The sequence below is a fragment of the Nocardia arthritidis NBRC 100137 genome, from assembly GCF_001612765.1.
GTDB lineage: Bacteria > Actinomycetota > Actinomycetes > Mycobacteriales > Mycobacteriaceae > Nocardia > Nocardia arthritidis.
The window spans coordinates 1-26,536 of sequence record NZ_BDBB01000025.1; the positions used below are offsets into that span (position 1 = coordinate 1).

The 26,536-nt window shown below is 69.5% G+C and carries 17 protein-coding genes and 1 tRNA gene; 9 read left to right on the forward strand and 9 right to left on the reverse strand.

Annotated elements, in window-relative coordinates; translation table 11 throughout:
- The first annotated feature begins 460 nt into the window (after window positions 1–460).
- The 3 genes from NA8_RS18940 to NA8_RS18950 all read left to right on the forward strand — a co-directional run bounded on the left by NA8_RS18940 (window position 461) and on the right by NA8_RS18950 (window position 3,696).
- Complete coding sequence (locus tag NA8_RS18940; protein ID WP_245663905.1) at window positions 461–1,345, forward strand: hypothetical protein; 885 nt, start codon at window positions 461–463, stop codon at window positions 1,343–1,345.
- A 73-nt stretch (window positions 1,346–1,418) separates the two neighbouring features.
- Complete coding sequence (locus NA8_RS18945) at window positions 1,419–2,429, forward strand: DUF8176 domain-containing protein (RefSeq protein WP_063051804.1); 1,011 nt, start codon at window positions 1,419–1,421, stop codon at window positions 2,427–2,429.
- A gap of 88 nt (window positions 2,430–2,517) precedes the next feature.
- Entirely contained in the window at window positions 2,518–3,696 is a 1,179-nt protein-coding gene (locus NA8_RS18950) for an aminotransferase-like domain-containing protein (protein WP_063051805.1), read from the forward strand.
- Between the two features lie 434 nt (window positions 3,697–4,130).
- On the opposite strand, the gene glpK is transcribed toward NA8_RS18950, so the two are convergent.
- Window positions 4,131–5,630, reverse strand: coding sequence for a glycerol kinase GlpK (gene glpK, locus NA8_RS18955; RefSeq protein WP_063051713.1), 1,500 nt, complete (start codon window positions 5,628–5,630; stop codon window positions 4,131–4,133).
- A 204-nt stretch (window positions 5,631–5,834) separates the two neighbouring features.
- On the opposite strand from glpK, the gene NA8_RS18960 reads away from it, so the two are divergent.
- Together NA8_RS18960 and NA8_RS18965 are read left to right on the forward strand one after the other, a co-directional pair.
- Entirely contained in the window at window positions 5,835–6,164 is a 330-nt protein-coding gene (locus NA8_RS18960; protein ID WP_157106780.1) for a hypothetical protein, read from the forward strand.
- A 132-nt stretch (window positions 6,165–6,296) separates the two neighbouring features.
- Entirely contained in the window at window positions 6,297–8,030 is a 1,734-nt protein-coding gene (locus NA8_RS18965) for a glycerol-3-phosphate dehydrogenase/oxidase (RefSeq protein WP_063051715.1), read from the forward strand.
- 43 nt (window positions 8,031–8,073) lie between these two features.
- Here NA8_RS18965 and NA8_RS18970 read toward each other — a convergent pair whose 3' ends face one another.
- The 4 genes from NA8_RS18970 to NA8_RS18985 all read right to left on the reverse strand — a co-directional run bounded on the left by NA8_RS18970 (window position 8,074) and on the right by NA8_RS18985 (window position 15,985).
- Window positions 8,074–8,649 carry a TetR/AcrR family transcriptional regulator gene (locus NA8_RS18970; RefSeq protein ID WP_063051806.1) on the reverse strand — a complete coding sequence of 192 codons (576 nt, stop codon included), beginning with the start codon at window positions 8,647–8,649 and terminating at the stop codon, window positions 8,074–8,076.
- Between the two features lie 59 nt (window positions 8,650–8,708).
- Window positions 8,709–10,070 carry a hydroxysqualene dehydroxylase HpnE gene (gene hpnE, locus NA8_RS18975; protein WP_063051716.1) on the reverse strand — a complete coding sequence of 454 codons (1,362 nt, stop codon included), beginning with the start codon at window positions 10,068–10,070 and terminating at the stop codon, window positions 8,709–8,711.
- A 74-nt stretch (window positions 10,071–10,144) separates the two neighbouring features.
- A complete protein-coding gene (locus NA8_RS18980; protein WP_063051717.1) occupies window positions 10,145–10,939 on the reverse strand; it encodes a DNA-formamidopyrimidine glycosylase family protein in 795 nt (264 codons plus the stop codon).
- 120 nt (window positions 10,940–11,059) lie between these two features.
- Window positions 11,060–15,985 (reverse strand): ATP-dependent helicase, encoded by a 4,926-nt coding sequence (locus NA8_RS18985; RefSeq protein ID WP_063051807.1) that lies wholly within the window; start codon window positions 15,983–15,985, stop codon window positions 11,060–11,062.
- Window positions 15,986–16,092: 107 nt separating this feature from the next.
- On the opposite strand from NA8_RS18985, the gene NA8_RS18990 reads away from it, so the two are divergent.
- Entirely contained in the window at window positions 16,093–16,638 is a 546-nt protein-coding gene (locus tag NA8_RS18990) for a histidine phosphatase family protein (RefSeq protein WP_063051718.1), read from the forward strand.
- Between the two features lie 74 nt (window positions 16,639–16,712).
- Here NA8_RS18990 and NA8_RS18995 read toward each other — a convergent pair whose 3' ends face one another.
- Together NA8_RS18995 and NA8_RS19000 are read right to left on the reverse strand one after the other, a co-directional pair.
- Entirely contained in the window at window positions 16,713–17,879 is a 1,167-nt protein-coding gene (locus tag NA8_RS18995) for a lipase family protein (protein ID WP_439957404.1), read from the reverse strand.
- Window positions 17,880–18,267: 388 nt separating this feature from the next.
- Window positions 18,268–18,747, reverse strand: coding sequence for a hypothetical protein (locus NA8_RS19000; protein WP_063051720.1), 480 nt, complete (start codon window positions 18,745–18,747; stop codon window positions 18,268–18,270).
- A gap of 289 nt (window positions 18,748–19,036) precedes the next feature.
- Here NA8_RS19000 and NA8_RS19005 point away from each other — a divergent pair, with 289 nt between their 5' ends.
- Entirely contained in the window at window positions 19,037–22,510 is a 3,474-nt protein-coding gene (locus NA8_RS19005) for an indolepyruvate ferredoxin oxidoreductase family protein (protein WP_063051721.1), read from the forward strand.
- Window positions 22,511–22,738: 228 nt separating this feature from the next.
- Here the strand turns inward: NA8_RS19005 and NA8_RS19010 are convergent.
- Both NA8_RS19010 and amaB read right to left on the reverse strand, forming a co-directional pair.
- Window positions 22,739–22,812, reverse strand: a tRNA-Met gene (locus NA8_RS19010).
- 74 nt (window positions 22,813–22,886) lie between these two features.
- Window positions 22,887–24,416: an L-piperidine-6-carboxylate dehydrogenase gene (gene amaB / locus NA8_RS19015; protein ID WP_063051722.1), complete on the reverse strand. Its 1,530-nt coding sequence runs from the start codon at window positions 24,414–24,416 to the stop codon at window positions 22,887–22,889.
- 112 nt (window positions 24,417–24,528) lie between these two features.
- Between amaB and NA8_RS19020 the strand changes: the two genes are divergently transcribed.
- Both NA8_RS19020 and lat read left to right on the forward strand, forming a co-directional pair.
- On the forward strand, window positions 24,529–24,981 hold the full coding sequence (locus NA8_RS19020; protein WP_039796222.1) for an Lrp/AsnC family transcriptional regulator: 453 nt from the start codon (window positions 24,529–24,531) through the stop codon (window positions 24,979–24,981).
- A gap of 64 nt (window positions 24,982–25,045) precedes the next feature.
- Window positions 25,046–26,380, forward strand: coding sequence for an L-lysine 6-transaminase (gene lat / locus NA8_RS19025; RefSeq protein ID WP_063051723.1), 1,335 nt, complete (start codon window positions 25,046–25,048; stop codon window positions 26,378–26,380).
- Window positions 26,381–26,536 lie beyond the last annotated feature (156 nt).

A 26,536-nucleotide genomic window follows, 5' to 3' on the forward strand; every position in this document is an offset into this window, starting at 1 on the left:
CATTTCGGCGCACCCGGTGCCGTGTCCGATCCCGGACATCGTGCCCGGTGAACTCGGGGCAGGCGCGGGATGCGGGCGCTCTTGCCACCCATGGCTATTCGCCGCGTTGCCCATCGTGCGCACATGTGGTTCACTCTCGGCAGAGATGCGATCGAAGGACGGTCGCGGAGTTCGGTGTGGGGGGAAGGGTCCTTTCCGAATCGGCACGGCGAACGGCCCGGGTCGTTCGACGATCAGGCGTCTCACCCAGGGACAACTGCATGCGGCCGATTCGGCCGCACCCGGGAAGGAAGCGCGAAAAGTGAAACATCGTAAGCCGAGTCGGGCGCAGCGAGCGATGGCGAGCACCTCGTTGCCACTGGCCACAGCGGCTGCAGTGGCCACTCTCTTCGCTGCTCCTGCGGGTGCGGCTCCGAACGATCCGACCACTCCGCCGGCGCCTGCTCCCACGCAGCCGGGCGTGAACGAGTCGCCGAGCACCCCGGAGACCACGCAGCCGGAGCCGAACAAGCCCGAGTCCAAGCAGGATCCGGAGAAGCCGGAGAGCAAGCCGACGCCGCGTCAGCCGGGCGTCACCACGCCGGAGTCGGACCACGCCGCGCCCGACCAGAAGGATCCGAAGCTCGCCAAGCCGACCCAGCCGGGCGTGACCCCGCCTCGTGTGGCGCCGCTGCCGGTCCCCGGCCAGCAGAAGCCGAGCGATCCGCAGGCCGCGGTCTCGCCGGACCAGGCCGCGCCGCAGCCCGGGCAGCAGGCGGCTCCGCAGCCCGGCCAGCAGGCCGCGCCGCAGCCGGACGCCCAGAGCGGCAACGCCCAGGCACGGCAGCCGGACAGTTCCACGCTGGTGCAGCCGCAGGCGCAGCCGCGCTGGCAGGCGCCACGCATGGAGGCCGCCCCGGCCGCCCCGGTCGTGGAGATGACCGGTCCGCACGCGGAGATCGGCGCGAACATCGACGGCGGCGCGTTGCTGCCGGGCCACGTGGCCAATACCCACCACTTCAGCAACGAGGCCGGGTACGTCGGCACCATCGGCTACCGCACGCCGACCGGCGCGGGCGAAGCCGGTGTCTCGGTGGAGTTCGTCGACAAGAACACGGTCAAGCTGACCACCTACACCGGTGGCGAGGGTCTGGCCTCGAACAACACCACCGCGGTGTTCGACACCACGCAGCTGAACCAGGCCAAGGCCGCGGTGGAGGACTGGATCCGGGAGCAGCCGGGCGGCGCGGCCGCCCTGGAAGCCGCCGCACAGGTTAAGCTTCCGCTTCAGCCGGGCGACTTCGCTCCGCAAACCGTCGACGTGGGTGGTGCCACCACGCAGTGGGGTGGTTCACTCCAGTACTGACACGTGCTGTTTTCGACGGGTGGGGCGGCCGTTCGCGGCCGCCCCACTTGTGTGTCCTGGGAAAGGATTGGGTGTGACCTCCGAGGGTGATGCGAGGGAGAGCGAATCCGACCAGTCCGGTTCGGAGTTCGGTCCGTCGTTGGGGGAGTTCGGGCCGCCGGTTTCCGAGTTCGGGCCGCCCGTCGCGGAATTCGGTCCCCCGATGGGCGCGAACGCGGGCCCGGGCTGGCGGGTGCCGCAGCAGTCGACCGACCACCCCGAACTAACCTGGCGTCCGGCAGGAGAGCCGGAGACGACGCCCGCACTGTCCCCGCAGTTTCGCGCGCCGGATTCGACGGTCTACTCCGAGCGGCCGGTCGCGCCGCCCGCGGCTGCCCAGCCCCAGCCGCCCGCCGCGGAGGCCCCGCGCCCGCAGTCCAAGGACGGCGAGCAGGACTCCTGGTGGAACCGGCCGACGCTGGAAGGCGGCGTTCCGAAGCCTCCGCCGCCCTCGGAGTCGGCTCTGTCCTGGGCCGAGGACCCGATCGCCATGCGGCTTGCGCTGCGCCTTCCCGAGAAGCCCCCGCCTGCGCGGCGTAGCCCCTCGCGGCGCTGGGTCGTGCTGGGGACGCTCGCGGCGGTGGTGGCGTTGGTCGCGCTGACGGTGACCATCGTGATGGCCGGCGGCAGCGATGACGGCCAGGACGGCACGGTTGCTTCGGCCGCCACCAGCGCCGTGGCGATGAACTGCCCGACCCGCACCGAGGGCAATGTCACCTTCGGCAACGGCCCGGGTGATACGAGCAGTGGGATCCGAGCGATTCTCGGCTTCGAGCATGCGTACTATTCCGAGCGCAGCGCCACCCGCGCGCACACTTTCGTAGCGCCGGACGCGAACGTCGAACCCCCTGTCGATCTGCAGAAAACCATCGACCAGCACATCCCGCAGGGCACGGCCTATTGCCTACGGATCGCGGAGATGGCCCCCGATCGATTCAACGTCGAGCTCACCGAACGCCGCCCCGATGGCACAGAGGCCAAGTACTTCCCCGTGATCACGACCGTGAACCTGGACGGACGGACCCTCATCTATCTGATCGATTGACCTCATCTTCTCAAAATATGAGATTCTGATTTCAGACTCTGGTATGAATGTGCGACAGTGGGGTATCGCGCATTCCTCGGAGGTGTCCATGTCGTCGATCACTCCACCGTTGGCCCGGCGTCTCGGTGGTCTGCAGAGTTCGGCGATTCGCGATCTGTTGAAGGTGGCCGCGCGCGACGACGTCGTCAGTCTGGCGGGCGGCCTGCCCGATGAGCAGTTGATGCCGCGCGACCGGATCGCGCAGGCCGCGGAGTCGGCGCTGGCGGACCGGGCGCGACTGCAATACACCGAATCAGCGGGCTGGGGCCCGTTGCGTGACGTGCTCGCGGCACGCGAGACCGTGCGGCTGGGGCGGCCGGTGCCGCTCGAGGAGGTGTTCGTCACCCACGGTTCGCAGCAGGCGCTGTCGCTGCTCGCCGAGGTGCTGCTGGATCCGGGTGCGCTCGTCGTGGTCGAGGATCCGGCGTACGTCGGCGCGCTGCAGGTGTTCCGTGCCGCCGGATCGCGCATCGTGACCGTCGCGCTGGATGCCGAGGGCATGCGGGTCGACGCACTGGCCGACCTGCTCGGCCGCGGCGAGCGGCCCGCGCTGGTGCACACCGTGAGCAATTTCCACAATCCGCGCGGCGTCACCATGAGCCCGGTGCGTCGTCGTGAGCTCGCCGAACTCGCCGAGCGGTATGGATTCTGGGTGATCGAAGACGATCCATACGGCGAGTTGTGGTTCGATAGCCCGTCGCCGGAGCCGGTCGCGGCGTATTCGCCCCACGTGATCCGGCTGTCGAGCGCGTCGAAGACGCTGGCCCCGAGCTTACGGGTGGGCTGGATGACCGCGCCCGACGCGGTGTGCAGAGGTGTGGAGTTGCTGAAGCAGGGCGCGGACCTGTGCGGATCCGCGCTGACCCAGCAGATCGCCGCCGAGCTGCTCGCCGATGCCGACTGGCTGGGGGCGCATGTGCGGGAGATCCGGCGCGTCTACGGTGCGCGAGCGCGTGTCCTGGTGGACGAGCTGCGCATGCGGTTCGGTGACCGGCTGGTGAGCACCGACGCCGCGGGTGGCATGTTCGTGTGGGTCGATTTCACCGACGGCACCGACACCGTGGATCTGTTGCCCCGCGCCGTCGATCTCGGCGTGGCCTACGTCCCCGGCGAGGCGTTCGCGGTCTCCGGCGCTCATCGGAATTCGATGCGTCTGTGCTTCACGACCTCCGAGGCGGCGACGCTTCGGGAGGCGGTCGCGCGCTTGGCACACGCGATAGGTGAATAGATTCGGGCGCAACGAGTTTCGATTGCCTCCGGATGGATTCACCCGATAGGGTTGCGCACATCCAATAGGAGGGGAGTAATTCGATGATCGTGAAAATGCTTGCGAGCGCTGTGATTGCCGTCGGCATGGTCTCGCTGGTGCCGGGTGTCGCTTCGGCGCACCACTGCCAGCCGGTGACGACGTGGTGCCATCCGGGCTAGCCGAGTCGCCGGCCGGGACCCAGTCTCGGCTACCTCGATCGGGCCGGTTCGATCTTCGAACCGGCCCGATCTTCGTCTCGCGGGTCTACGGCGAAACCGGGCGTCCGGCGACACTGCCCCGCGCAAAGCTCGTCAGAATCGGCACGCGGCGGTCACCGGTCGCTTCCGGGCCGGGTGGGACGGGCTAGTGGAATGGATGCGGTACGGCGAGCGAAATCCCATCCGGTGCGGTCGTCAGTCCACCCAGCCGTAGGTGCGCTCGACGGCCTTGTTCCACGCGGCGTAGTGCTCGGCCCGGTCGGCGTCCGACATCGCGGGTTGCCAGGTCTTGTCGGCGGTCCAGTTGGCGCGGATGTCGTCGGTGCCCGCCCAGTAGCCGACGGCGAGCCCGGCCGCGTACGCCGCGCCGAGCGCGGTGGTCTCGTTGACCACCGGGCGCACCACGGGCACGTCGAGGATGTCGGATTGGAACTGCATGAGCAGGTCGTTGCCGACCATGCCGCCGTCCACCTTCAACGTGGTCAGCTCCAGGCCGAGCCGCTGGGACTCGGCGTCCGCGCGCATCGCGTCGACCACCTCACGGGTCTGGAACGCGGTGGATTCCAGCACCGCGCGCGCGAGGTGCGCTTTGGTGACGAAACGGGTGAGCCCGGCGATCACGCCGCGCGCGTCCGGACGCCAGCGGGGAGCGAACAACCCCGAGAAGGCGGGGACGATGTAGGCGCCGCCGTTGTCGCCGACGCTGCGGGCCAGCGGTTCGATCTCGTCGGCGGCGGAGATTATGCCGAGGTTGTCACGGAACCACTGCACCAGCGAGCCGGTGACCGCGATGGAGCCTTCCAAGGCGTAAACCGCGTCCGCGTCGCCGAGGCGGTAACACACCGTGGTGAGCAGGCCGTGCTTGCTGAACACCGGTGTGGTGCCGGTATTGAGCAGCATGAAATTGCCGGTGCCGTAGGTGTTCTTGGCCTCGCCCGGCGACAGGCAAGCCTGGCCGAAGGTGGCGGCCTGCTGGTCGCCGAGGATGCCTGCGACCGGCACCCCGGCCAGCGGTCCGGAACTGATGGGGGCGTAGACCTCCGAGGAACTGCGCACCTGCGGCAGCATCGACTCCGGCACGCCGAACTCCGCGCAGATCTCCGGATCCCACTGCAAGGAGCGCAGGTCCAACAGCATGGTGCGGGAGGCGTTGGTCACATCGGTGATGTGCTCGCCGGTGAGATTCCACAGCAGCCAGCTGTCGACGGTGCCGAAGCACAGCTCGCCCGCCTCCGCGCGCTCTCGCACACCGGGCACGTTGTCCAGGATCCAGCGCAGCTTCGGCCCCGCGAAATAGGTGGAGAGCGGGAGCCCGGTGCGATGCTGGTAGCGGGCCGGTCCCGCGTCGCCGCCGAGTTCGGCGCACAGCCGGTCGGTGCGGGTGTCCTGCCAGACGATCGCGTTGTACACCGGCCGCCCGGTCGCGCGGTCCCACACCACTGTCGTCTCGCGCTGATTGGTGACGCCCACCGCGGCGATGTCCTCAGCGCTGAGCCCGCTGCGCCGCAACACGTCACCGAGGACGAATTCGGTATCGCGCCAGATGGTTTCGGGATCGTGCTCCACCCAGCCCGGTTGCGGGAAGATCTGCTCGTGCTCGCGCTGGGCGACGCCGACGACGTGCCCCTGCCGGTCGAAGACGATGCACCGACTCGAGGTCGTGCCCTGATCGATGGCGGCCACGTAGCGACGCATGCGTGCAGTGTATTTGGCTGTGTTGGTTTTCCAGCGCCTTCGGGCCGCGAACGGTGCATGCCCGGTCTCGCTTCGCTCGAAATCGGGGTCGAGGTGTTGCTGGGCGCGTTGGTGTGCAGGTTCCGGCAGCGCAGCTCGACCGGCGGCAGGTCTCACCGGGACCAGCTGATGGATGGCTTGGAGGCAGCTACCGATTGGACGCGGGTGCAAGTACTCGGCTACGACGACGGCTACCGCTGCGCCTTCATCCGGCTGATCGAGATCATGGTCGACGCCGAGCGCGGCGATGACTCGCGGTTTTCGGCACACGGCGGCGGCCACCGCGGGTTCGCGACGCTCATGGAATGCCTGGTTCGAACCAACGGCATCGACCGGCTGCGCGCGCTGACTTCCCCGGCGCCCGATTGCGGCCGGTGCGTCCCGGCCCTTTCCAGCCTTTCGAGGGGGAGCGCGGTCGAAACGGAGTGGATGGTGAGTGCTGCGTGGTGTCGGCTGCCTCACTGGGCGGTGGGGGGATACCCGACGCTCGGTTAGGGTGGATCTTGTTACCGGCGAGTAGGCCGGGGCGACACGAACCGGGGCGCGGGCGGTCGATCCGTGGCGGTTCGCCTAGCCTGGACCTGAACGCTCGATCGGACACATCCGCGTCGGCTGGAGGAGTCGAGCATGGCCAAGAAACCGGATTCGCAGGCCCTCGGGCCGGAGCAGCGCAGGGTGGCCTGGGAGCGCTTCGGCAAGGATCATTTCGATGTGGTCGTCGTCGGCGGTGGCGTGGTGGGGGCGGGCATCGCGTTGGACGCGGCGACGCGTGGGTTGCAGGTCGCCCTGGTCGAGGCCCGCGATCTCGGGTCGGGCACCTCCAGCCGGTCGTCGAAGATGTTCCACGGCGGGCTGCGGTATCTGGAACAGCTGGAGTTCGGATTGGTGCGCGAGGCGCTGCGGGAACGCGAGCTCACGCTGTCCACCCTGGCGCCGCACCTGGTGAAGCCGCTGCGGTTCCTGTACCCGCTGACCCACCGGGTCTGGGAGCGACCGTATGTGGCCGCCGGCCTGGTTCTCTACGACACCATGGGCGGCGCCAAATCTGTGCCGGGTCAACAGCATCTGACCCGCGCGGGCGCTCTGCGGCTGGCGCCGGGGCTGCGGCGCGACTCGCTGATCGGCGGTGTCGCCTACTACGACACAGTCGTCGACGACGCGCGCCACACCATGATGGTGGCGCGCACGGCCGCGCACTACGGCGCGGTGATCCGCACGTCCACGCAGGTGGTCGGGTTCCTGCGGGAGTCCGACCGGGTGGTCGGCGTGAAGGTGCGCGACACCGAGGACGGGCGTACCGGCGAGGTCCGTGGCCATGTGGTGATCAACGCGACCGGCGTGTGGACCGACGAAGTCCAAGCCCTGTCGCACCAGCGGGGCCGGTTCCACGTGCGGGCTTCGAAAGGCGTGCACATCGTGGTGCCCAGAGACCGGATCGTCAGCGACACCGCGATCATCCTGCGCACCGCGACTTCGGTGCTGTTCGTCATCCCCTGGGGCGCTCACTGGATCATCGGCACCACCGACACGGACTGGAATCTCGACCTGGCCCACCCGGCCGCGACCAAGGCCGATATCGACTACCTGCTGAAGCGGGTGAACGAGGTGCTGGTCACGCCGCTCACCCCCGACGACATCGACGGTGTGTACGCCGGGCTGCGCCCGCTGCTGGCGGGAGAGAGCGACGTGACGTCCAAGCTGTCGCGCGAGCACGCGGTCGCGCGGGTCGCACCCGGTCTGATCGGCATCGCGGGTGGCAAGTACACCACCTATCGCGTGATGGCCTACGACGCGGTAGACGAAGTGGCCGAGGACATTCCGGCCCGGGTCTCGCCGTCGGTCACCGCGAAGGTGCCGCTGCTGGGCGCCGACGGGTATTTCGCGCTGGTCAATCAGACCGTGCAACTGGCCGAGACCTTCGGCGTGCATCCGTACCGGATCAAGCACCTGCTGGACCGGTACGGATCGCTCATCGAGGAGGTCATGGCCTTCGCCGCCGACAAACCCGAACTCCTGCAGCCGATTACGGACGCACCATCCTATCTACAGGTGGAGGCGGTCTACGCGGCGGCAGCCGAGGGCGCCCTGCACCTGGACGACGTCCTGGCCCGGCGGACCAGGATCTCGATCGAGTATCCGCATCGCGGAGCCAATTGTGCCGAGCAGGTGGCCCAGCTGATCGCACCCATCCTGGGCTGGGACGACGAGGAGATCGACCGAGAGGTCCAGACCTATCAGGCGCGGGTCGACGCGGAGGTCCACTCGCAGACCCAACCGGACGATGCCTCGGCCGATGCCCTGCGGATCGCGGCTCCTGAGCCGCGCCCCGAGATTCTGGAGCCGGTGCCATCCGAAGGGTGAGCCGGCCGGTATACCCGGTGGACGGTCGCACCCCGGAGTGCAATCAATTCTCGCCGACGGGCGCTTCCATCCGCATCGCCCAGTCGACCAGGGAGTGCAGATAGCGCAGCACCAGTTCGTCCGGGTATTCGATCGGGTCGATGAGGTGCAGGCGGGCCAGTTCCTCCATGGCGGTCAACAGGATTCGCTCCGTCGGGCCGTTCGGATCCACGGTGACCCCGAGATATCGGGACAGGTGGCGCGCGCCGATCGCCCTGGCGTAGGCGCGGCCGAGCGCGAGCCGCTCACGCAGTTCGGGCGGACCGCCGTCGAACGGGCTGAGGATGATGCGCCAGCTGGTCGGCGCGGCGTGCAGGTAGGCGAGGATGCCGCGGCCGACACGGTCCACGTCGCCGTGGTCCCAGTCCACGCTGCGCACACCGGCGAACGCGATGGCCGACTCGCGATCCAGCAGCGCCGCCGTCAACCCGGACAAGTCGGTGAACTGCTGATACACCAGCGCGCGGGCCACCCGCGCCTCGCGCGCCACCCGATCGATGCTCACCGCGCCGAAGCCCTCTGTGGCGACGATGTCGCGCGCCACGTCCAGCAATTGGGTGCGGCGGTCGGCGGCGGACATCCGGCGCTTCGGCCGTGCGGGCTCGGTGCTCGCGCGCTCGGCCGTGGAGCGATCCGTGGTCACGCAGTCGACGGTAGCTCGAGCAGGAGATCGACCGCTCGCGCAGCACTCTGTACCGCGCTCTCCATCGTCGCCGACCAGTCGGTGGCGGTCCAGTCGCCCGCGAGCACCAAGGTGGGCACCGAGGTCCGTTGCTCCGGTCGTAACGCGTGGGTGCCGACCACCTGCGAGAAGGTGGCTTTCGGCATGCGTACGACCTGCGCCTGCACGACGTTCGCCGCGCGCGCCGCCGGGTAGTAGCGGCGCAGCAGCGCCATTTGCTCGTCGACGATCTCGTCGCTGGTCTTGTGGATCTGTTGGTAGGCGCCGCTGGTGGTCAGGCAATACAGCCAGGCTTTCGCGGTACTGCGTCCGGTCATCCGCTGGCGATCGAACACCTCATCGATGACGCCGGTGCCGCCGATCAGGGCCTCGAACTCGGCCGCGGTGCCCAGCGGGCGATCGAGGTAGAGGTTGGTGCTGACGATCGGCGTGTATCCCAGTTTGTCCGCGGCCGCGTAGATTTCGGCGTGCTCGGGCAGTTCGTCGAGCAGGCCCCCGATGTTCGAGTTGGGCACCGCGCAGACCACCGCGTCGGCCGGGATCGTGGTGCCGTCGGCCAGTGCGACGCCGGTGACTTCGCCGTCCGAGATGTGAATGCGGCGGGCCACGGCCCGGTAGCGCACCTGCACACCGTGCTTGTCGAAGACACGCAGCGCCCCGGTGACATACAGCGTGTCCAGATCGGTGGTGGGGTAACCGATGCCGACGGCTCGTCGGTGCCGCAGGCCCAGCCGGATGCCCGTGGCCATCACATCGGCGAACACCTTCGCCGACTCCTGCTGCACCGGCTCGGCCGCGATGCCGAGCGCCAGCCAATCCCACAGCGCCTCACGCGCTTTCGCTGGCATGCCGACCCGATCGAACCATTGCTCGGTGGTGAGGTCGGGCAGGTCGGCGGGCTGGTTCAGGCACTGCCGGCCCAGGCGGAGGGTGGCGACCGCCGCCCGCGCGCGCTCCAGCGGATTCGCGTCGGGATGCGCGCCGAACAGCGTGCGCACAGCGGCGATTCCCTTGGTGCGCAGCATGACGCTGCGACCGTCGGGCCAGCGCAGCGTGGCACCGTGGGGAAAGGCGATGTACTGCCGGGTGCCGACGCTCGTGAGATAGCGGAACAGGTGGTCGTATCCGCTGGCGATCACGTGCTGGCCGTTGTCCGGTGGATCGTCCACCGCCTCGGCCCGCATGGCGTGGGTGCGTCCGCCGAGCTGTCCTCTGCGCTCCAGGAGGGTGACCTGCTTGCCCGCCTCCGCCAGCCAGACCGCTGACGCGAGCCCTGCCAGGCCGCCGCCGATCACCACGTATCGCCGTGGGTCGCTCATGGTGCTCTCCCGTCCTAACTTGCAAGTTGTAAGTTATTGGGCGGGCGGTGACTCGTCAAGGGCGGAGCGGTCTTTCACGCTGCGCCGGGCGCACCCGGATCGGGCTGGCATTGCGGGCAGAAGAAGATGCCGCGTTCTCGCTGCACCACGCGGTCGTAATCGGGTGCGGTGTCACCGAGCAGGTCGGCGACCAGCGGTGTGCCGCAGCGCTGGCACGGGCGGTGCGTGCGGCCGTAGGCCAGCGGCCGTCGCGGAGGCTTTCGGACCGCTTCGGTCAGGATGCGGTGTGCCTCGTTGACCACTGCCGGCAGGTCCGGGACATCCCCGACCCTGGTCGCTGGATGGACGCGGCGCAGGAAGCAGACCTCACTGCGGAAGACGTTGCCGATACCGGCCAGATTGCGCTGGTCCAGCAGGGCGACGCCGATGGGTTGATCCGGATATCGCTCCAGTCGGCGGACGGCTTCGGCCGCATCCCACTCGGGACCGAGCAGGTCGGGCCCCAGGTGGTCGACGATGCGGTGCTCGTCGCGCACGCGCACCACCTCGACTTTGCCCAGCGAGAAGCCGACGGCCTCGATATCCGTGGTGCTCAACACGACCCGCGCGGCCACCCTGGGTCTGGTCCAGCGCTGTCCGCAGTGGAACACGCGCCAGCTGCCCTCCATCTTCAGGTGCGTGTGAACGCTCACGGTAGGTGTGCGGATGAACAGATGCTTTCCGTAACTGCCGACGCTCTCGACCACCTGTCCGCGCAGATCGACCGTGGCGTATCGCGGCACCCGGAAATCGCTGCGGGTCAATTCTTTTCCCGCCAATGCGGCACGAAGCCGTTTGGCGGCCAGGAAGACGGTGTCGCCCTCAGGCATGGGACAGCTCCGGCCCGGCACCGCGCCCACCGCTGGACGGACGGGACCCTTCTCGCTTGCCTGTGTGGGTTCGCGTGGGCGTGGCTTCCCGCAACCTCGAGTCGATGCCGGGGTGCGCGTTCACGGGCGGCTCCGCAGGCGCAAACCGCGTGGGGTGGCGGAGAAACCCGCTTCGGTGAGGAATTCGGCGAACGTGTTGCCGTGCACTGTGTCTCCGTTGACACGATCGATGACCAGCGAGTCCACCCGGCCGCGCCGGACCAGGTCGGCGAGCGCACCGGCGGCGCCACGGCGCGCGTCGGGATCCTCGGTGAAGGTGAGCAGGGTCTTGCCGCCCCGTTCCAGATACAGGACCAGTTCACCGTCGACGAGCACGACCAGCGCCCCGGCCTTGCGTCCGGGCCGATGCCCGCCCTCGACGTCGCTCTTCGGCCAGGCCAGCGCGGCGCCGTACGGATTCGCGGGATCGCACGCGGCCAGCGCCAGCACCGTGCCGGTCGGTTGCCTGGATTCGGGACGGGCGCGTTCGGCGTCGAAGGAACGCAGCCGGTCCACCACATCGGTGGTGGAGAACTGGGCGCCGCCGAGCGAGTCGACGAAATAGCCGCGGCGGCAACGACCGCGATCCTCGAACTCGGTGAGCACCCGGTACATCAGCGCGAACCCGCCCGGTACGCCCTCGTTCTGCACCGAGCCCCTGGTCAGCACGCCGTATCGCTCCAGAAGCAGATCCGCCGTAGCGTGTGCGCGTACGGTGTTGTCCGACACCCGCTCCGGCAGCAGCGACCATCGTCCGGCGACCGAGGGCGGACCGGAACGGGTCGGCATGCTCGGACGGGGCAGGTAGGCCCGGCCCCGCGGCGCGCGCCGGGGCGTGCGGTGGGCAGTCGTGGTCCGCGTCGTGCCGGACAGCAGTGCTCGCACCGGTGCGAAAGTGTCACCGGAAACCACACCCGCCCAGACCAATTCCCACAGTGCGGAGGCCACCGCGGCGTCATCGAGCAGACCGGTGGCGTCCGAGAGCTGCCGGAAGAAGTACGCGCCGCCGCCCTGCGGCACCGGGATCAGTCGTTCGGCGGAGGCGCCGGAGGGCCGATGCCCCGCACCGGTCGCGTATGCCGAGTCGACCGGTGCGGGCCGACCATTGTCCGGCTCGTACCCGATCGGTGCGGCGGCGCCGCCGGTGTGATCGGCCGTGTCGCCGGATCGCCCGTGCCCGCCGCGACCGTCGCCCGCACTGCCGGACGGTGAATCCGGCTCGTCCAACGACACCGGCGTGCGATCCGGGACGTCCTGCGCCGGGCCGGGCGGCGTCCACGGCACGAACCTCGCGCCCAAGGCGGTGAGCAGGCGTGCTTGCGCATCCGTCAGGTCGAGCTCGTCCGGCGGCGCGAGGGTGAACGGCGCCTGCTCGGCCAGATGCAGGGCGATCCAGCCGTCCTTGGCGGTGATGGCGCCGTGCCCGGACCAGATCACCTCGCCGGTCGCCATGAGTTCGTCGAGCATGGCGGGGGTGTAGCCGGGCACCCGCGCGGGCAGGATGAGCGACTCCCAGGCGGAGGCGGGAATCGGCACGCCCGCGAGCTGTTCCACCACGGCAGCCACGCCGTCGACGCCGCGCAGCTCGCCGCTGCCGATGTGTTGCCAGGACGGGAGGAAGCGCCCGAACGCGGCGGTCGAGACCGGCTCGACCTCGTGCCGCGCCGCGGCCAGCGACCGGCGGCGCAGCCGGCGTAACACTTGCGCGTCACACCATTCGGCCCCGGCTGCTCCTGGGGTGAATTCGCCTTCCACCACCCGTTTTTCGACGGCCAGGCGTTGCAGCGCGCCGGCGGCGACCGCGGCGCCCAGCCCGAACCGGGCCGCCACCGCCTCCGTGCCGAACGGGCCGTGCGTGCGTGCGTAGCGGCCGACCAGGTCGCCGAGCGGATCGGCCACCGGCTCGATGAACGCCGCAGGCGTGCCGATCGGCAGCGGAACCCCGAGCGCGTCCCGCAGCCGGGCCGCGTCCTCCACCGCCACCCACCAGCTGCGACCCGCGAAGGAAACCGCCAGCGCCCGGCGTGCGGCTACCAGGCTCTCGAACCAGGCGGTGGGGTCCTCGTCGGAGCGTTCGGCGGCTTCGGCGGCGGTCAGCGGCCCGAGCAGGCGCAGCAGATCCGCCAAGCCCTCGGCGTCCCGTGCGTGCCGCTCCGGGGTGAGCCGCTGCAGTTCCCGCTCGGTCTGCTCGATCACCGCGGCATCGAGCAGTTCGCGCAGCTCGACCCGGCCGAGCAGTTCGGCGAGCAGCCCGGAATCGAGCGAGAGCGCGGCGGCGCGCCGTTCGGCCAGCGGGCTGTCGCCGTCGTACATGAACTGCCCGATGTAGTCGAACAGCAGGGCGTTGGCGAACGGGGACGGTGTCGCCGTCTCCACCTCGACCAGCCGTATCTGGCGCCGCCCCACCCGGCCGAGCAGGTCGCGCAGCGACGGCAGATCGTAGACGTCGCGCAGGCATTCGCGCACCGTCTCCAACAGGATCGGGAACTCGGGGAACTTGCGCGCCACGTCGAGCAGCTGCGCCGAGCGCTGCCGCTGTTGCCACAGCGGGGCTCGCTTGCCCGGATCACGGCGCGGCAGCAGCAACGCGCGCGCGGCGCATTCCCGAAACCGGGAGGCGAACAGCGCCGATCCGCCTACCTGCTCGGTGACGATGTCGTCGATCTCGTCGGACTCGAAGACGAACAGTTCGGCGCCGGGTGGATCGTCGGTGGTGTCGGGCAGCCGCACGACGATGCCGTCGTCGGAAGCGTTCGGCGCGGCGTCCACGCCGAACCGTTCGCGCAGCCGCGCTCCGATGGCCAGCGCCCACGGCGCGTGCACCGGAAGGCCGTAGGGCGAGTGCAGCACCAGCCGCCAGTCGCCGAGTTCGTCGCGGAACCGTTCCACCACCAGGGTGCGGTCGGTGGGCAGGTGCCCGGTCGCGGTGCGCTGCTCGTCCAGCAGGGTGAGCAGATTCGTGGTCGCGTTGTCGTCCAGACCGGCGGTGCCCATGAGCCGTGCGACGCTCTCCGGCATCGGATCGGTGAACGCGCCGCGCGCCGCGCGTCCCATGGTCGGCTCGGCCCCGTCGTGTCGTGGCTGCTCCCGCGCGCGGGGCGGTTTCGGCGCACTGCCGTCGCGTCGCGAGCTCTTCCTCGTGCTCGCCTGCCCCGCCGGTTCGGCGACGCGCTCCCGCGCCACCGTGCGGACGAACTCGCCGAGCGCCGCGCCGAGTTCGGCGGGCCGCCCGAGCCCGTCACCGTGCCAGAACGGCAACCGCCCCGGCTGCCCGAACGCGGGCGTCACCAGCACCCGATCGAAGGTGATCTCCTCGATCCGCCAGCTCGTCGCCCCGAGCGCGAACACGTCGCCGACCCGGGACTCGTAGACCATCTCCTCGTCGAGCTCCCCCACCCGGGAGGCCTTCTCACCCACCATGTACACCGCGAACATGCCGCGATCGGGGATCGCTCCGCCGGAAGTCACGGCAAGCCGCTGCGCGCCGGGCCGCCCGGTGAGCGTGCCCGCGTCGCGATCCCAGACCAGCCGGGGACGCAACTCGGCGAACTCGTCGGACGGGTACCGCCCGGAGAGCAGGTCCAGTACCGACTCGTAGGCCGAGCGCGGCAGCGACGCGTAACTCCCGGTGCCGCGCACGACGTCGAACCACCCGTCGACGTCGATCGAATCCAGCGCGCACGCGGCGACGGTCTGCTGCGCCAGGATGTCCAGCGGGTGCGTCGGGATCTGGATCGCCTCGATCTGCCCGGATGTCATCCGCTGCGACGCCACCGCGCAGTGGATGACGTCGGTGCGGTGCTTCGGGAAGATCACCCCGCGCGAGATCTCGCCGACCTGATGCCCGGCCCGCCCGATCCGCTGCAACCCGCTGGCCACCGAGGGCGGCGCCTCCACCTGGACCACCAGGTCGACCGCGCCCATGTCGATGCCGAGTTCCAGGCTGCTGGTCGCGACCACGCAGCGTAGCCGCCCGCTCTTGAGATCGTCTTCGATCAGCGCCCGCTGCTCCTTGCTGACCGACCCGTGGTGCGCTCGCGCCAGTAGTGGCCCGGCGCCGTGGATCACCTCGGTGGACGGCCCGAGCTGAGCGGGCGGCTTGTGCTCGGTCTCCACCGGTTCGCCGAGTCGTGCCGCGTAGGCCTCGTTCAACCGCGCCGTGAGCCGCTCGGCGAGCCTGCGAGAGTTCGCGAAGACGATCGAGGACCGGTGCTCCAGCACCAGTTCGACGATCGCCTCGTCCACGTGCGGCCAGATCGAGCCCGGCTGATCGGAGTCGCCCGGGTCGGTCATGTCCGCTACCGGCACCCGCACCGACAGGTCGAACGTCTTCGGCGCCGGGGGCGCGACCAGGGTGATCGGCGCGTTGCCGACCAGGAACCGCCCGACTTCCTCCGGTGGCCGCACCGTCGCCGACAGCCCGATGCGCTGGGCGGGCCGCTCGGTCAGCAGGTCGAGCCGGGCCAGCGACAGCGCCAGGTGCGAACCGCGCTTGGAGCCGGCGATCGCGTGCACCTCGTCCACGATCACCGTGCCGACGTCGCGCAGCGTGTCGCGGGCCGCCGAGGTCAGCATGAGGAACAGCGACTCCGGCGTGGTGATCAGGATGTCCGGCGGGGTGCGCAGCATGGACCGCCGATCGGAGGCGCTGGTGTCGCCGGAACGGACGCCGACGGTGATCTCCGGCGGCTCCAGTCCCAGGCGCCCGGCGGTCTGCGTGACGCCGACCAGCGGCGCCCGCAGATTGCGTTCCACGTCCACCGCCAGCGCCTTCAGCGGGGACACGTACAGCACCGAGGTGCCGGCCCGCTCGGGCCGCTGCTCCCGGGTGGCCAGCTGGTCTATCGCCCAGAGAAACGCCGAGAGCGTCTTCCCCGACCCGGTCGGCGCGACGACCAACGTGTGCTCGCCCGCCGCGATCGCCTTCCACGCCCCCAGTTGCGCGGAGGTAGGCGCTGGGAACGCGCCGTCGAACCACTCCTGGGTCGCGCGGGAGAACTGGGCCATGGATTCAGTGTGCACCCGGACACCGACAAGCACGCCCGTACCGTTTCGCGAGCGAAGCGCGAGCAATCGAACAACAGCCGCCGACGCCGGGCCGTACGCTTCCACAGGTGCAGAAAGTGCTCAGACTCGACCTGGTCAGCCACGGAATGACCGAGGCGATGCGGAAGGCACGTTTCCCGGTGGACGAATCGCTCACCGAGGCGGGCAGGCGGGCGATGGCCGAGTGCGGACCGCTCACCGCCGCGCGGGTGCTCACCGGCCCGGAGCGCCGGACGGTGGAGACCGCCGCGCTGCTGGGTTTGCCGGGCGAGGAGGACAACCGGCTGCGCGACCTGGACGCAGGCGCCTGGCGCGGCGGCGAACTGATGTCGGTACCCCAGGACGAGCTGTACGCCTGGCTCACCGACCCGGCGTTCCGCGGGCACGGCGGCGAATCCGTGCTGGACGTGATCGAACGGACCAGGTTGTGGATGGCCGAGGTGGCCGCGCAGTCGGTGTCCACGATCGCGGTCACCCATCCCGCCGTGGTCCGGGCCGCGCTGTTGGTGACGCTGGACGCTCCGCCGAAATCGTTCTGGCGCATCGATATTCCGCCCGGCAGCGTCACCCGCCTGCACTATCGCGGGGAATGGACGCTGCACTTCACCGCCTGACGCCCGAACGCGCGTGGCATGCGGGACGAGCCGCGGCCCGGGAGAACATCTCCCGGGCCGCGGCTCGTCTGGGTTCAGCAGCTGGTCGGTGCCGGGTCGCCGCGGAACCTGGCCTCCACGTAGTTCCACGCGTCGGCGAATCCGGCGGCGGCCGCGGTCATGTGCTCGGAGATGTCGACGGTGTGGAATGTCACCGGCGCACCCGCTTTGCAGTATCGGTCGGCGACCTCGGCGACGGGTTGGTAGAAGGTCATCTCGTCGAAGCGGCCCTGCCAGAGGTAGGTAGGCACGGTCGGCACCCCATCGAAGTACCGCAGACTGTTCTCCCGCAGGACAGCGTGCGCCTCGGGGCTGTCCATCAGGCTCTTGGACGCCGCCATCTGCTCCGCGCTGCGGAAGGCGCCGTGGAAGAGCAGGAACCGGCGGCAGGCGTCATGGGTGAATTCCCGGAACCACAGACCGTTCTCGTTGAGCTGGTCCGAGATCGGCAGCCGGTCCGGGTACTCCCGCTCCAGTCCCATGGCGGCGGCGAAGGCGAGGCCGAATCCGGGATGCGGCGCGAAGCCCAGTGACATCGCCATCTCCTCCAGGTCGGCGGGGATGCCACCGGCCACGGCGGCGGTGAGCTTCAGCTCCGGCGCGTAGGTGGGCTGCATGGCGGCCGCCCACGAGGTGGCCATGCCGCCGCCGGAGTAGCCCGCGATGGCTACGGGGGAATTGGAGAGACCGAGATCGGCTACCTTGCGGACGGCCTTCACGCTGTCGAGGGTCATCATGCCCGCCAGGCGCGCGGCGCCGTAGGCGGAGGTGGGGCCCAGGTAGTCCGGCAGCGAGATCGCCCATCCGCGTCCGATGGGCAGCATCGCGCCGACCGCGTCCTGCAATTCACCATTGAACAGTGAGCGCGACGGATTGCACTGGGTGCCGAGCGAATTGATCAGCGCCTGATAGGAGACCAGCGGCGGATTCTTGACCCCGGCGGGCAGCAAGACCGTCGTGATGCCCATGACGGGCTTGCCCTGCGAATTGGTGGAGCGGAATGCCACCTGCCAGCCTTCGGTCCCGACATAGAGGCCGGTGTCGATCCTGCGGCTGCGCACGACGTCGCCGGGGGCGAGCGCCTCGAGGTCGGGCGGCGCCGTATAGAAGGCGTCGGGATCGGGGGTGGGATAGAGGGGCTGAGCCGTTGCGGGCAGGCCGAGCAGGCCGAGCGAGAGGATACTCACCAGCAAGATCGCAATCCTGGATGGAACTCTGAACACGGGTTTCCTTCGAAAGTCAGCCGTCACCGACCCACCGCCCCGCGGCCCCGCCGCGGCGTCGGTGCTTCGGACGGACCGGCACTACACGGAAAACCGCAGCGAACGTTCGCTGCGGGACAGAGCAGAAGGAACCGCCGCAACGACCCTGAGTCGATCATGACGGACTGCCGCACCTCCTTCGGCTCCGGGACCGCCGGTAGCCGCGAAGGCGGCACCATCCGCTGCGAAAGATAGCGCTCCACCGATCGGAGCGTCGCATCGGAACAGACGAACCGGACATGTCACAAAACCCGTGGCCCGCCCTTCGGCAAGATCACTAAAGGAGGCGGCCTGCCCGCCCGCACACCGGATCTGCCTCTCGCGCGGCTCATGCGAAGCTGAGTACCGTCCGTTCGCCCAGCGGGCGTTGCAGGTCGACCACGACCACGCCGTATTCGCGCTTCTGCTCCGGGTTCGCGCCCTGGCAGGGCGGCATGCCGCGATGCAGGCCACGGATCAGCCGCACGCTCACCCGATCGGTCGATTCTTCCACGCGCGCGGTGAATCCGATGCTCGGACAGCCGACCGGACCCGGGATGTGGATCGCGAGCTTGTTCGTCCCGTCTTCGATGTCGTACTCCGAGAAGGGCATCGCCGACGTGGGCTCCAGGTCCGCGGCATGCGGGACGACGATCATCGTGCCGCCCGCGATTCGCCGGGGTCCCGGATCGGCCCGCGTGCCCGCCGGCGCTTCCGCGGTTCGCTCCGGCGTGGAGGGGGCGGCCGGGTCCGCGTGCTGCCCGCACGCGGTCAGCATCCCGAACATCGAGGCGGCGACGATCGCCGCGCCCCTCCTCAGCATTGCCATCTTTCCACCTTCACACAGGTGGGTGTGGGGGCGGCGGAGGAAACGCGGTGCGGCACGGGCTCGGCTCGCCGCAGACGATCGAATGCCTGGACGCGTCCTTGTGTTCGCCGTCACATGAACCTGGCACTGTGCTTAGGGCGTGCCCATTTGACGATCCAGAAATTGGGCAGAATGCTCAGTCAATTCAATGGAGGTTGTGCGTTCAGATCTTCAGAGACACGATATCGGCAACAAGTGCTCAACGATGCGAGGCCGCCGGACCGGGGGCCGAGCGGACGGGTGGATCTGTATGACCGAGCTCGCCGACCGCGATCTGATCGCAGCTCCCTACGACCTTGCCGACCGATACCGTGTCGGCTCGGGGACCGTTGTCCTCACCGGCGTCCAGGCCATCGCGCGGCAGCTGGTCGAGCAGCACGTGCGGGATCTGCGCGCCGGGCGGCGGGTGGGGACGTTCGTCTCCGGGTATCAGGGCAGCCCGCTCGGCGGCGTCGACAAGATGCTGGCCGGCATGCCGGACGTTCTCGCCGAGCACGACATCTCGTTCGTCCCGGGATTGAACGAGGAACTGGCCGCCACCTCCGTATGGGGCAGCCAGGCCGATCTGCCCGCCGGCGCCGCGACCCATGACGGCGTTGTCGGTGTCTGGTACGGCAAAGGTCCCGGTCTGGACCGCGCGACCGACGCTCTGCGGCACGCCAACATGTACGGCGTGAATCCGCGCGGCGGCGTCTTGCTGCTGGTAGGCGACGATCCAGCGGCCAAGTCGTCCACCGTGCCCGCGGTGAGCGAGCGCTCACTGGCGGCGATGAACATCCCCGTGCTGTTCCCGCGCAACGCCCGCGAGATCATCACCATGGGCCTGCACGGGGTGGCGCTGTCGCGCGCCTCGGGCTGCCTGGTGGCGCTGAAGATCGTCGCCGATGTCGCCGACGGTGCCTGGACGGTCGACGGTTCGGTGGGTGACATCGACCTCGTAGTGCCCGAAATCGACTGGGAGGGAAAGCCCTTCCACTACCGGCAGCGACCGATGGCCGCCCCGGCCGACAGTCTGCTCGCCGAGGCGGATCTCTACGGTCCCCGCTGGGAGCTGGTGCGCGCCTACAGCACACGCAACGGCCTGGACGTGATCGAGGTCCACCCGTCCCACGCCACGATCGGCATCGCCGCCACCGGGACCACCTTCGACGCGGTCCGTCAAGCGTTGCTCGACCTCGGCGCGGACGACGACGCACTGCACGCCGCGGGAATCCGGCTATTGCGCATCGGGATGCCGTATCCGATCGCGCCCGACCGTGTCCGGGAGTTCGCCACCGGGCTCACCCGGCTGATCGTCGTCGAGGACAAGACGGCCTTCGTCGAGACGCAGATCCGCGACATCCTGTACGGCGTCGCGGGCGCGCCCGAGATCGTCGGCAAGCGCGACCACGCGGGCCGCCCGCTGTTCGGCGCCGACGGCGAACTCACCTCCGGGCGCATCGCCGCACCGCTGCGCCGCGTACTCGACGGACATCTCGCGCTGAAACGTCCACTGCCGCAGTCGCTGTCGCTGTCGGTGCTGCCCGCCAAGCGCGCCGCCTACTTCTGTAGCGGTTGCCCGCACAACCGCTCCACAGCCGTTCCGGAAGGCTCGTTGGCGGGCGGCGGCATCGGTTGTCACACCTTGGTGACCATGTCCGACCGGACCGACAGCAAAGTCACCGGGCTGACCCAGATGGGCGGCGAAGGCGCGCAGTGGATCGGCCAAGCCCCGTTCACCGACGTGCCGCATTTGTTCCAGAACATCGGCGACGGAACGTACTTCCACTCCGGCCAGCTCGCCGTGCAGGCGTGCGTCGCCGCGGGAGTGAACATCACCTTCAAGCTGCTGCACAACGACGTGGTCGCGATGACCGGCGCGCAGCACGCGGAGGGAGCGCTCACGGTGCCGACGCTCACCCGCAAGCTCGCCGTCGAGGGTGTCCGGCGGATCATCGTCTGCGCCGACGAACCCGGGCGTTACCGCAAGCGCGATCTGGCTCCAGGCACCCTGTTGTGGCACCGGGACCGCCTCGACGAAGCCCAGCGCGCGCTGCGCGAGATCCCCGGTGTCACGGTGCTGATCTACGACCAGCACTGCGCTGCCGACGCCCGGCGGCAGCGTAAGCGCGGCGCCCTGCCGGTGCGCCGCACCCGGGTGGTGATCAACGAAGCGGTGTGCGAAGGCTGCGGTGATTGCGGCGTCCAGAGCAATTGCCTGTCGGTGCAGCCGGTGGACACCGAGTTCGGGCGCAAGACCCGAATCGACCAGACCTCTTGCAACACCGACTACAGCTGCCTCAACGGCGATTGCCCTTCGTTCGTCACGGTCGAGCTGCCCGATCCGGCGAAACGGAAGGAGCGCGCGACGAGCAGGCGGCCACAGCCACCGCGACTGCCGGATCTGCCCCACGAACCGCCGGCGACCACGCAGAACGTCTTTCTCGCCGGCATCGGCGGCACCGGCATCGTCACCGTGAACCAGGTGCTGGCGACCGCGGCGATGCGGGCCGGGTACGAGGTGGCGAGTCTCGACCAGATCGGCATGAGCCAGAAGGCCGGACCCGTGGTGTCGCACCTGCGCTTCGCCGTGGACGCGCTGGAGCCCGCCAACCGGCTGGCCCCCGCTTCGGCCGATTGCCTCGTGGCCTTCGACCTGCTGGCCGCCACCGACACCAAGAATCTGGCCTACGGGTGTGCCACGACGACCGTGTCGATCGCCTCCACCAGCAAGACGCCGACCGGCGAGATGGTCTACGACAAGTCGGTCGCCTATCCCGACGAGGCGGCGCTGTTGCGGCGATTGGAGCAGGTCTCGCGGTCGGTGCGGTCCTTCGACGCGCTGGCCGCCGCGCAGGTCCTCTTCGGCGACACCGCCGCCGCGAACTTCCTGCTGATCGGCGCCGCCTATCAGCTCGGCGGCTTGCGGCTGCCGGGCGCCGCGATCGAGGAGGCCATCGAGATCAACGGAGTGGCCGTGGCGGCGAATCTCGCCGCGTTCCGCTGGGGGCGGGTGGCGATCGCACGGCCGGCGGAGTTCGCCGCCGCGACCACTCGCCGCGCGGCCGAACCGGCTCCGGTCGTGGTGCCCGCGGACCTGTTCGAGGGGTTGACCGCGACGGGAGAGACGCGGCGCCTGATCGAGCTGCGGGCCGTCGAGCTGATCGGTTTCCAGAGCGCGGCGGTGGCACGCGCCTACGTCCGCACGATGCAACGCATCTGGGCGGCCGAGCGCCGGGTGACCGACCGTACCGAATTCAGCGAGCAGGTGGCGCGCGGACTGTACAAGTTCACCGCGTACAAAGACGAGTACGAGGTGGCGCGCCGGCTCACCGACCCGGCCTTCCTCACCGAGGTCGCCACGCAGGTCCCCGAGGGGGCGAACCTCACCTACCGGCTGCACCCACCGCTGCTGCGCGCGCTGGGACGGAAGAAGAAGATCGGCATGCGGCCGGGCAGTCACTTCGCCCTTCGCTTGCTGGCCAAGGGAAAGCGGCTGCGCGGCACGGCGTTCGACCCGTTCGGTTACGCGCACGTCCGACGGGTGGAACGCGAGCTGCGCACGCACTACACCGCGATGGTCACGAACTTGGCCGACATGCTGGACCGATCGGGCTACGACCGCGCCGTGCGGGCGGCGGCGCTCGCCGACGTGGTGCGCGGCTACGAAGACATCAAGCTCGCCGGCGTCGCACGCTACGCCGAAGGCTTGCGGGAACTCGGCATCGAGCCGCCGCGATGGTGACGGGTGTTTTCCGGCGGTGCTTGCTGGTCGGTGCCACCGGCCGCGTCACCCGGAGGCCGACCGGCCGAGGCCGCGCGAAGGCACAAGCACGCGAACGATTCACCCGGGGTCAGCCGATCCACTCGATGAAATCCGCGGCGTCTGGGTTGCTGCCGTGCCCTGCGTGCCCGATGGCGGCGAAGAAAAACCCGGTTCAGACGGTGTGAACCGTCTGAACCGGGCCTGTAGTAGCGGGGACAGGATTTGAACCTGCGACCTCTGGGTTATGAGCCCAGCGAGCTACCGAGCTGCTCCACCCCGCGTCGGGTAAGGACAACACTACACAGGGTGGTGCGAACAACCCAATCGCCTGGTGGGAGCGGGTGCGGCGAGTGGTTCAGCCGAACTCGATGCCCTGGGCGAGGGGCAGTTCGGTGGAGTAGTTGACGGTGTTGGTGGCTCGGCGCATGTAGGCCTTCCAGGAGTCCGAGCCGGATTCGCGTCCGCCGCCGGTCTGCTTCTCACCGCCGAAGGCACCGCCGATCTCGGCGCCGGAGGTGCCGATGTTGACATTCGCGATGCCGCAATCGGATCCGTCGGCGGCGAGGAAGCGTTCGGCCTCGCGCTGGTCGGTGGTGAAGATCGCGGACGAAAGACCCTGCGGCACTTCGTTGTGCAGGGCGATCGCGCGATCGAAGTCGTCGTAGGTGAGCACGTAGAGGATCGGTGCGAAGGTCTCCTCCCGCACCACCGCGGTCTGGGCGGGCATGCGGACGATGGCGGGCCGCACGTAGTAGGCGTCCTCGCCGAATCCCTCGACGCGCTCACCGCCGCACATCAGCTCGCCGCCGTCGGTCACCGCCTTGTCCAGCGCCGCGCGCATCCCGGTGTAGGCCTTGCCGTCGATCAGCGGCCCGACCAGCACCCCCTCGTCGAAAGGGTTGCCGACGGGCAGTTGCCGGTATGCCCGCTCCAGCCGGTCCATCAGCGGGCCCGCCACGTCCCGGTGCACGATCAGCCGCCGCAGCGTGGTGCACCGCTGCCCGGCCGTGCCCGCCGCCGCGAACACGATCGCCCGCGCCGCGAGGTCGAGATCGGCCGACGCGGTGACGATCGCGCCGTTGTTGCCGCCCAGCTCCAGCAGGCAGCGCCCGAGCCGCTCGGCCACCCGCGGCGCCACCAACCGGCCCATCCGCACCGACCCGGTGGCACTCACCAGCGCGACCCGTCCGTCGTCGACGAGTCGGGAGCCCACTTCGCGCCCGCCCTGGATCACTTGATGGATCTCGGGATCCGCGCCGACCTCGCCGGTCGCGCGCCGGAGCAAGGCGTGACAGGCCAGCGCCGTCAACGGCGTCGTCTCCGATGGTTTCCAGACCACGGTGTCGCCGCACACCAGCGCGATCGCCGTGTTCCACGCCCAGACCGCCGCCGGGAAGTTGAACGCCGAGATCACCCCGACCACACCGAGCGGATGCCAGGTCTCCATCAACCGGTGGCCGGGACGTTCCGAGGGCATGGTGTGGCCGTACAGCTGCCGGGACAGGCCGACGGCGAATTCGCAGATGTCGATCATCTCCTGCACTTCGCCCGCGGCCTCGGCGGGGATCTTGCCCGCCTCCAGCGTCACCAGCTCGGCCAGGTCGCTCTTGTGTGTGGTGAGCAGCTGCCCCAGCCTGCGCACGACACCGGCCCGGACGGGAGCGGGAACGCCGCGCCAGCCCCGGAAGGCGGTAGCGGCCCGGCCGATGGCGGCATCGACCTCGTCGGGCGAGCTGGACCGCAGGGTGGTCAGCTGCCCTCCGGTGATCGGAGTGCGCGCGGGCAGATCGCCGGGTTCCGCTGGCAGCGCGCCGAATCGGCGCAGTGTCGCCTCCGCGCGGGCGGTGAGCTGCCGGGTGGTCTGAACGTCCAATACCTCGGTCATCTGTTGTTCCGCCGTACCTTTCGGCCGCGTCGCGGCGTGTCTGTTCCCTCGAGTGGGAGGATGGAGGTCAGGTTTCGGACACGAGGCGCGCCGCCTGAGTTAGCCTTCGCTGATGGCGGATACACCGGCAAGACCCGTACTCGATGACATCGATCGCCTGCTGATTCGTGAACTGATGGCCGATGGACGGGCCACTCTGTCCAACCTGGCCGAGAAGGCGAGTCTGTCGGTGTCCGCGGTGCAGTCCCGGGTCCGCCGATTAGAGGCGCGCGGTGTGATCCGCGGGTATACCGCACACGTCGATCCCGAAGCGCTCGGTCAACTGCTGTCGGCATTCGTCGCGATCACTCCTCTCGACCCGTCGCAACCCGATGACGCGCCCGCGGTGCTGCAGCACATCCCCGGCATCGAGGCGTGCCACTCGGTGGCCGGGGAGGAAAGCTACATCCTGCTGGTGCGTGTGGCGTCTCCGCGGCACCTCGAGCAATTGCTCCAAGAGATCAGAGCCACCGCCAACGTGCGCACCCGGAGCACCATCATCTTGCAGACATTCTATGACAGGTAGCGATTCTGTGTAATTAGTACGGATAGTCATAGAGGTTCCGTAAATTTTTACGTACCCTCAGGGCGTGACCATCGAACTGGAACGCACCCGCCCGGCGGTCACCCCCGCCGCCCGGGTCCATGAGATCTTGTCGGCGAGCATCCTGGCCGACGGCTTCGACCTGGTGCTCGACCTCAACCGTTCCCGTGGCTGCCGCCTCGTCGACGAACGCGACGGCAGCCCCTACCTCGACATGTTCGGTTTCTTCGCCTCCAACGCGTTGGGCATGAACCATCCCGCCCTCGCCGAGGACCCGCAGTTCCTGGCCGAACTCACCGCCGCGGCGGTGAACAAGCCGAGCAACTCCGACATCTACACCGTCGAGATGGCCCGCTTCGTCGAGACCTTCGTGCGGGTGCTCGGCGATCCGCGGCTACCGCACCTGTTCTTCATCGACGGCGGCGCCCTCGCGGTGGAGAATGCCCTCAAGATCGCGTTCGACTGGAAGAGCAGGCACAACGAATCCCAGGGCCGGGCAGCGGAACTCGGTACCAAAGTGCTGCACCTGACCGGCGCGTTCCACGGCCGCAGCGGGTACACCATGTCGCTCACCAACACCGATCCGGTGAAGACGGCGCGCTTCCCGAAGTTCGACTGGCCGCGCATCAAGTCCCCTTACGTCACCGACGCCTTCGACATCGAGGAGGCCGAGGCGTGCGCGCTGGCGCAGGCGCGGCGGGCGTTCGAGGAAAACCCGCACGACATAGCGTGTTTCATCGCCGAGCCGATCCAGGGCGAGGGCGGCGACCGGCACCTGCGTCCGCAGTTCCTGCAAGCCGTGCAGCAACTGTGTCACGAGCACGACGCGCTGTTCGTGCTGGACGAGGTGCAGACCGGCGTCGGCATGACCGGAACGGCCTGGGCCTACCAGCAACTCGGCCTGGCGCCGGACGTGGTCGCCTTCGGTAAGCGGACCCAGGTGTGCGGCGTCATGGCGGGTGGCCGCGTGGACGAGGTGCCCGACAACGTGTTCGCGGTCAGCTCCCGGCTCAACTCGACCTGGGGCGGCAACCTCGCCGACATGGTGCGCAGCAGGCGCATCCTGGAGGTGCTCGAGCGGGACGAGCTGATCGAACGGTCCCGGCCGCTGGGGGCGCACCTGCTCGAACGGCTGGGCGCGCTCGCCGCCCGGCACACCGATGTCAGCGAGCCGCGCGGGCGCGGCCTGATGTGCGCGATCACGCTCTCGTCGTCCCGGCTGCGCGACGAGGTGCTCACCGCGCTGCGTGAGCGGGAGCGGGTGCTGATCCTCGGCACCGGCGAGCGGGGCATCCGGTTCCGGCCCCCGCTGACGGTCACCGGCGCCGAGCTGGACGAAGCCGTCGACGCCCTGGACCGGGTCCTGGCCGGCCTGGAATAGCCCACGAACAGGAGGATCCGGGTCCGGTGCGCCCAGCGGGTGCGCCGGAATCCCGGATCCTCCTCCTGGGCTCAGCATCCATGTCTTCACCACTCGCCGAGAAGGCACGGCACTCGAACCGACAGCGGATGTACCGGTGCCGCGCGTCCCACTCGT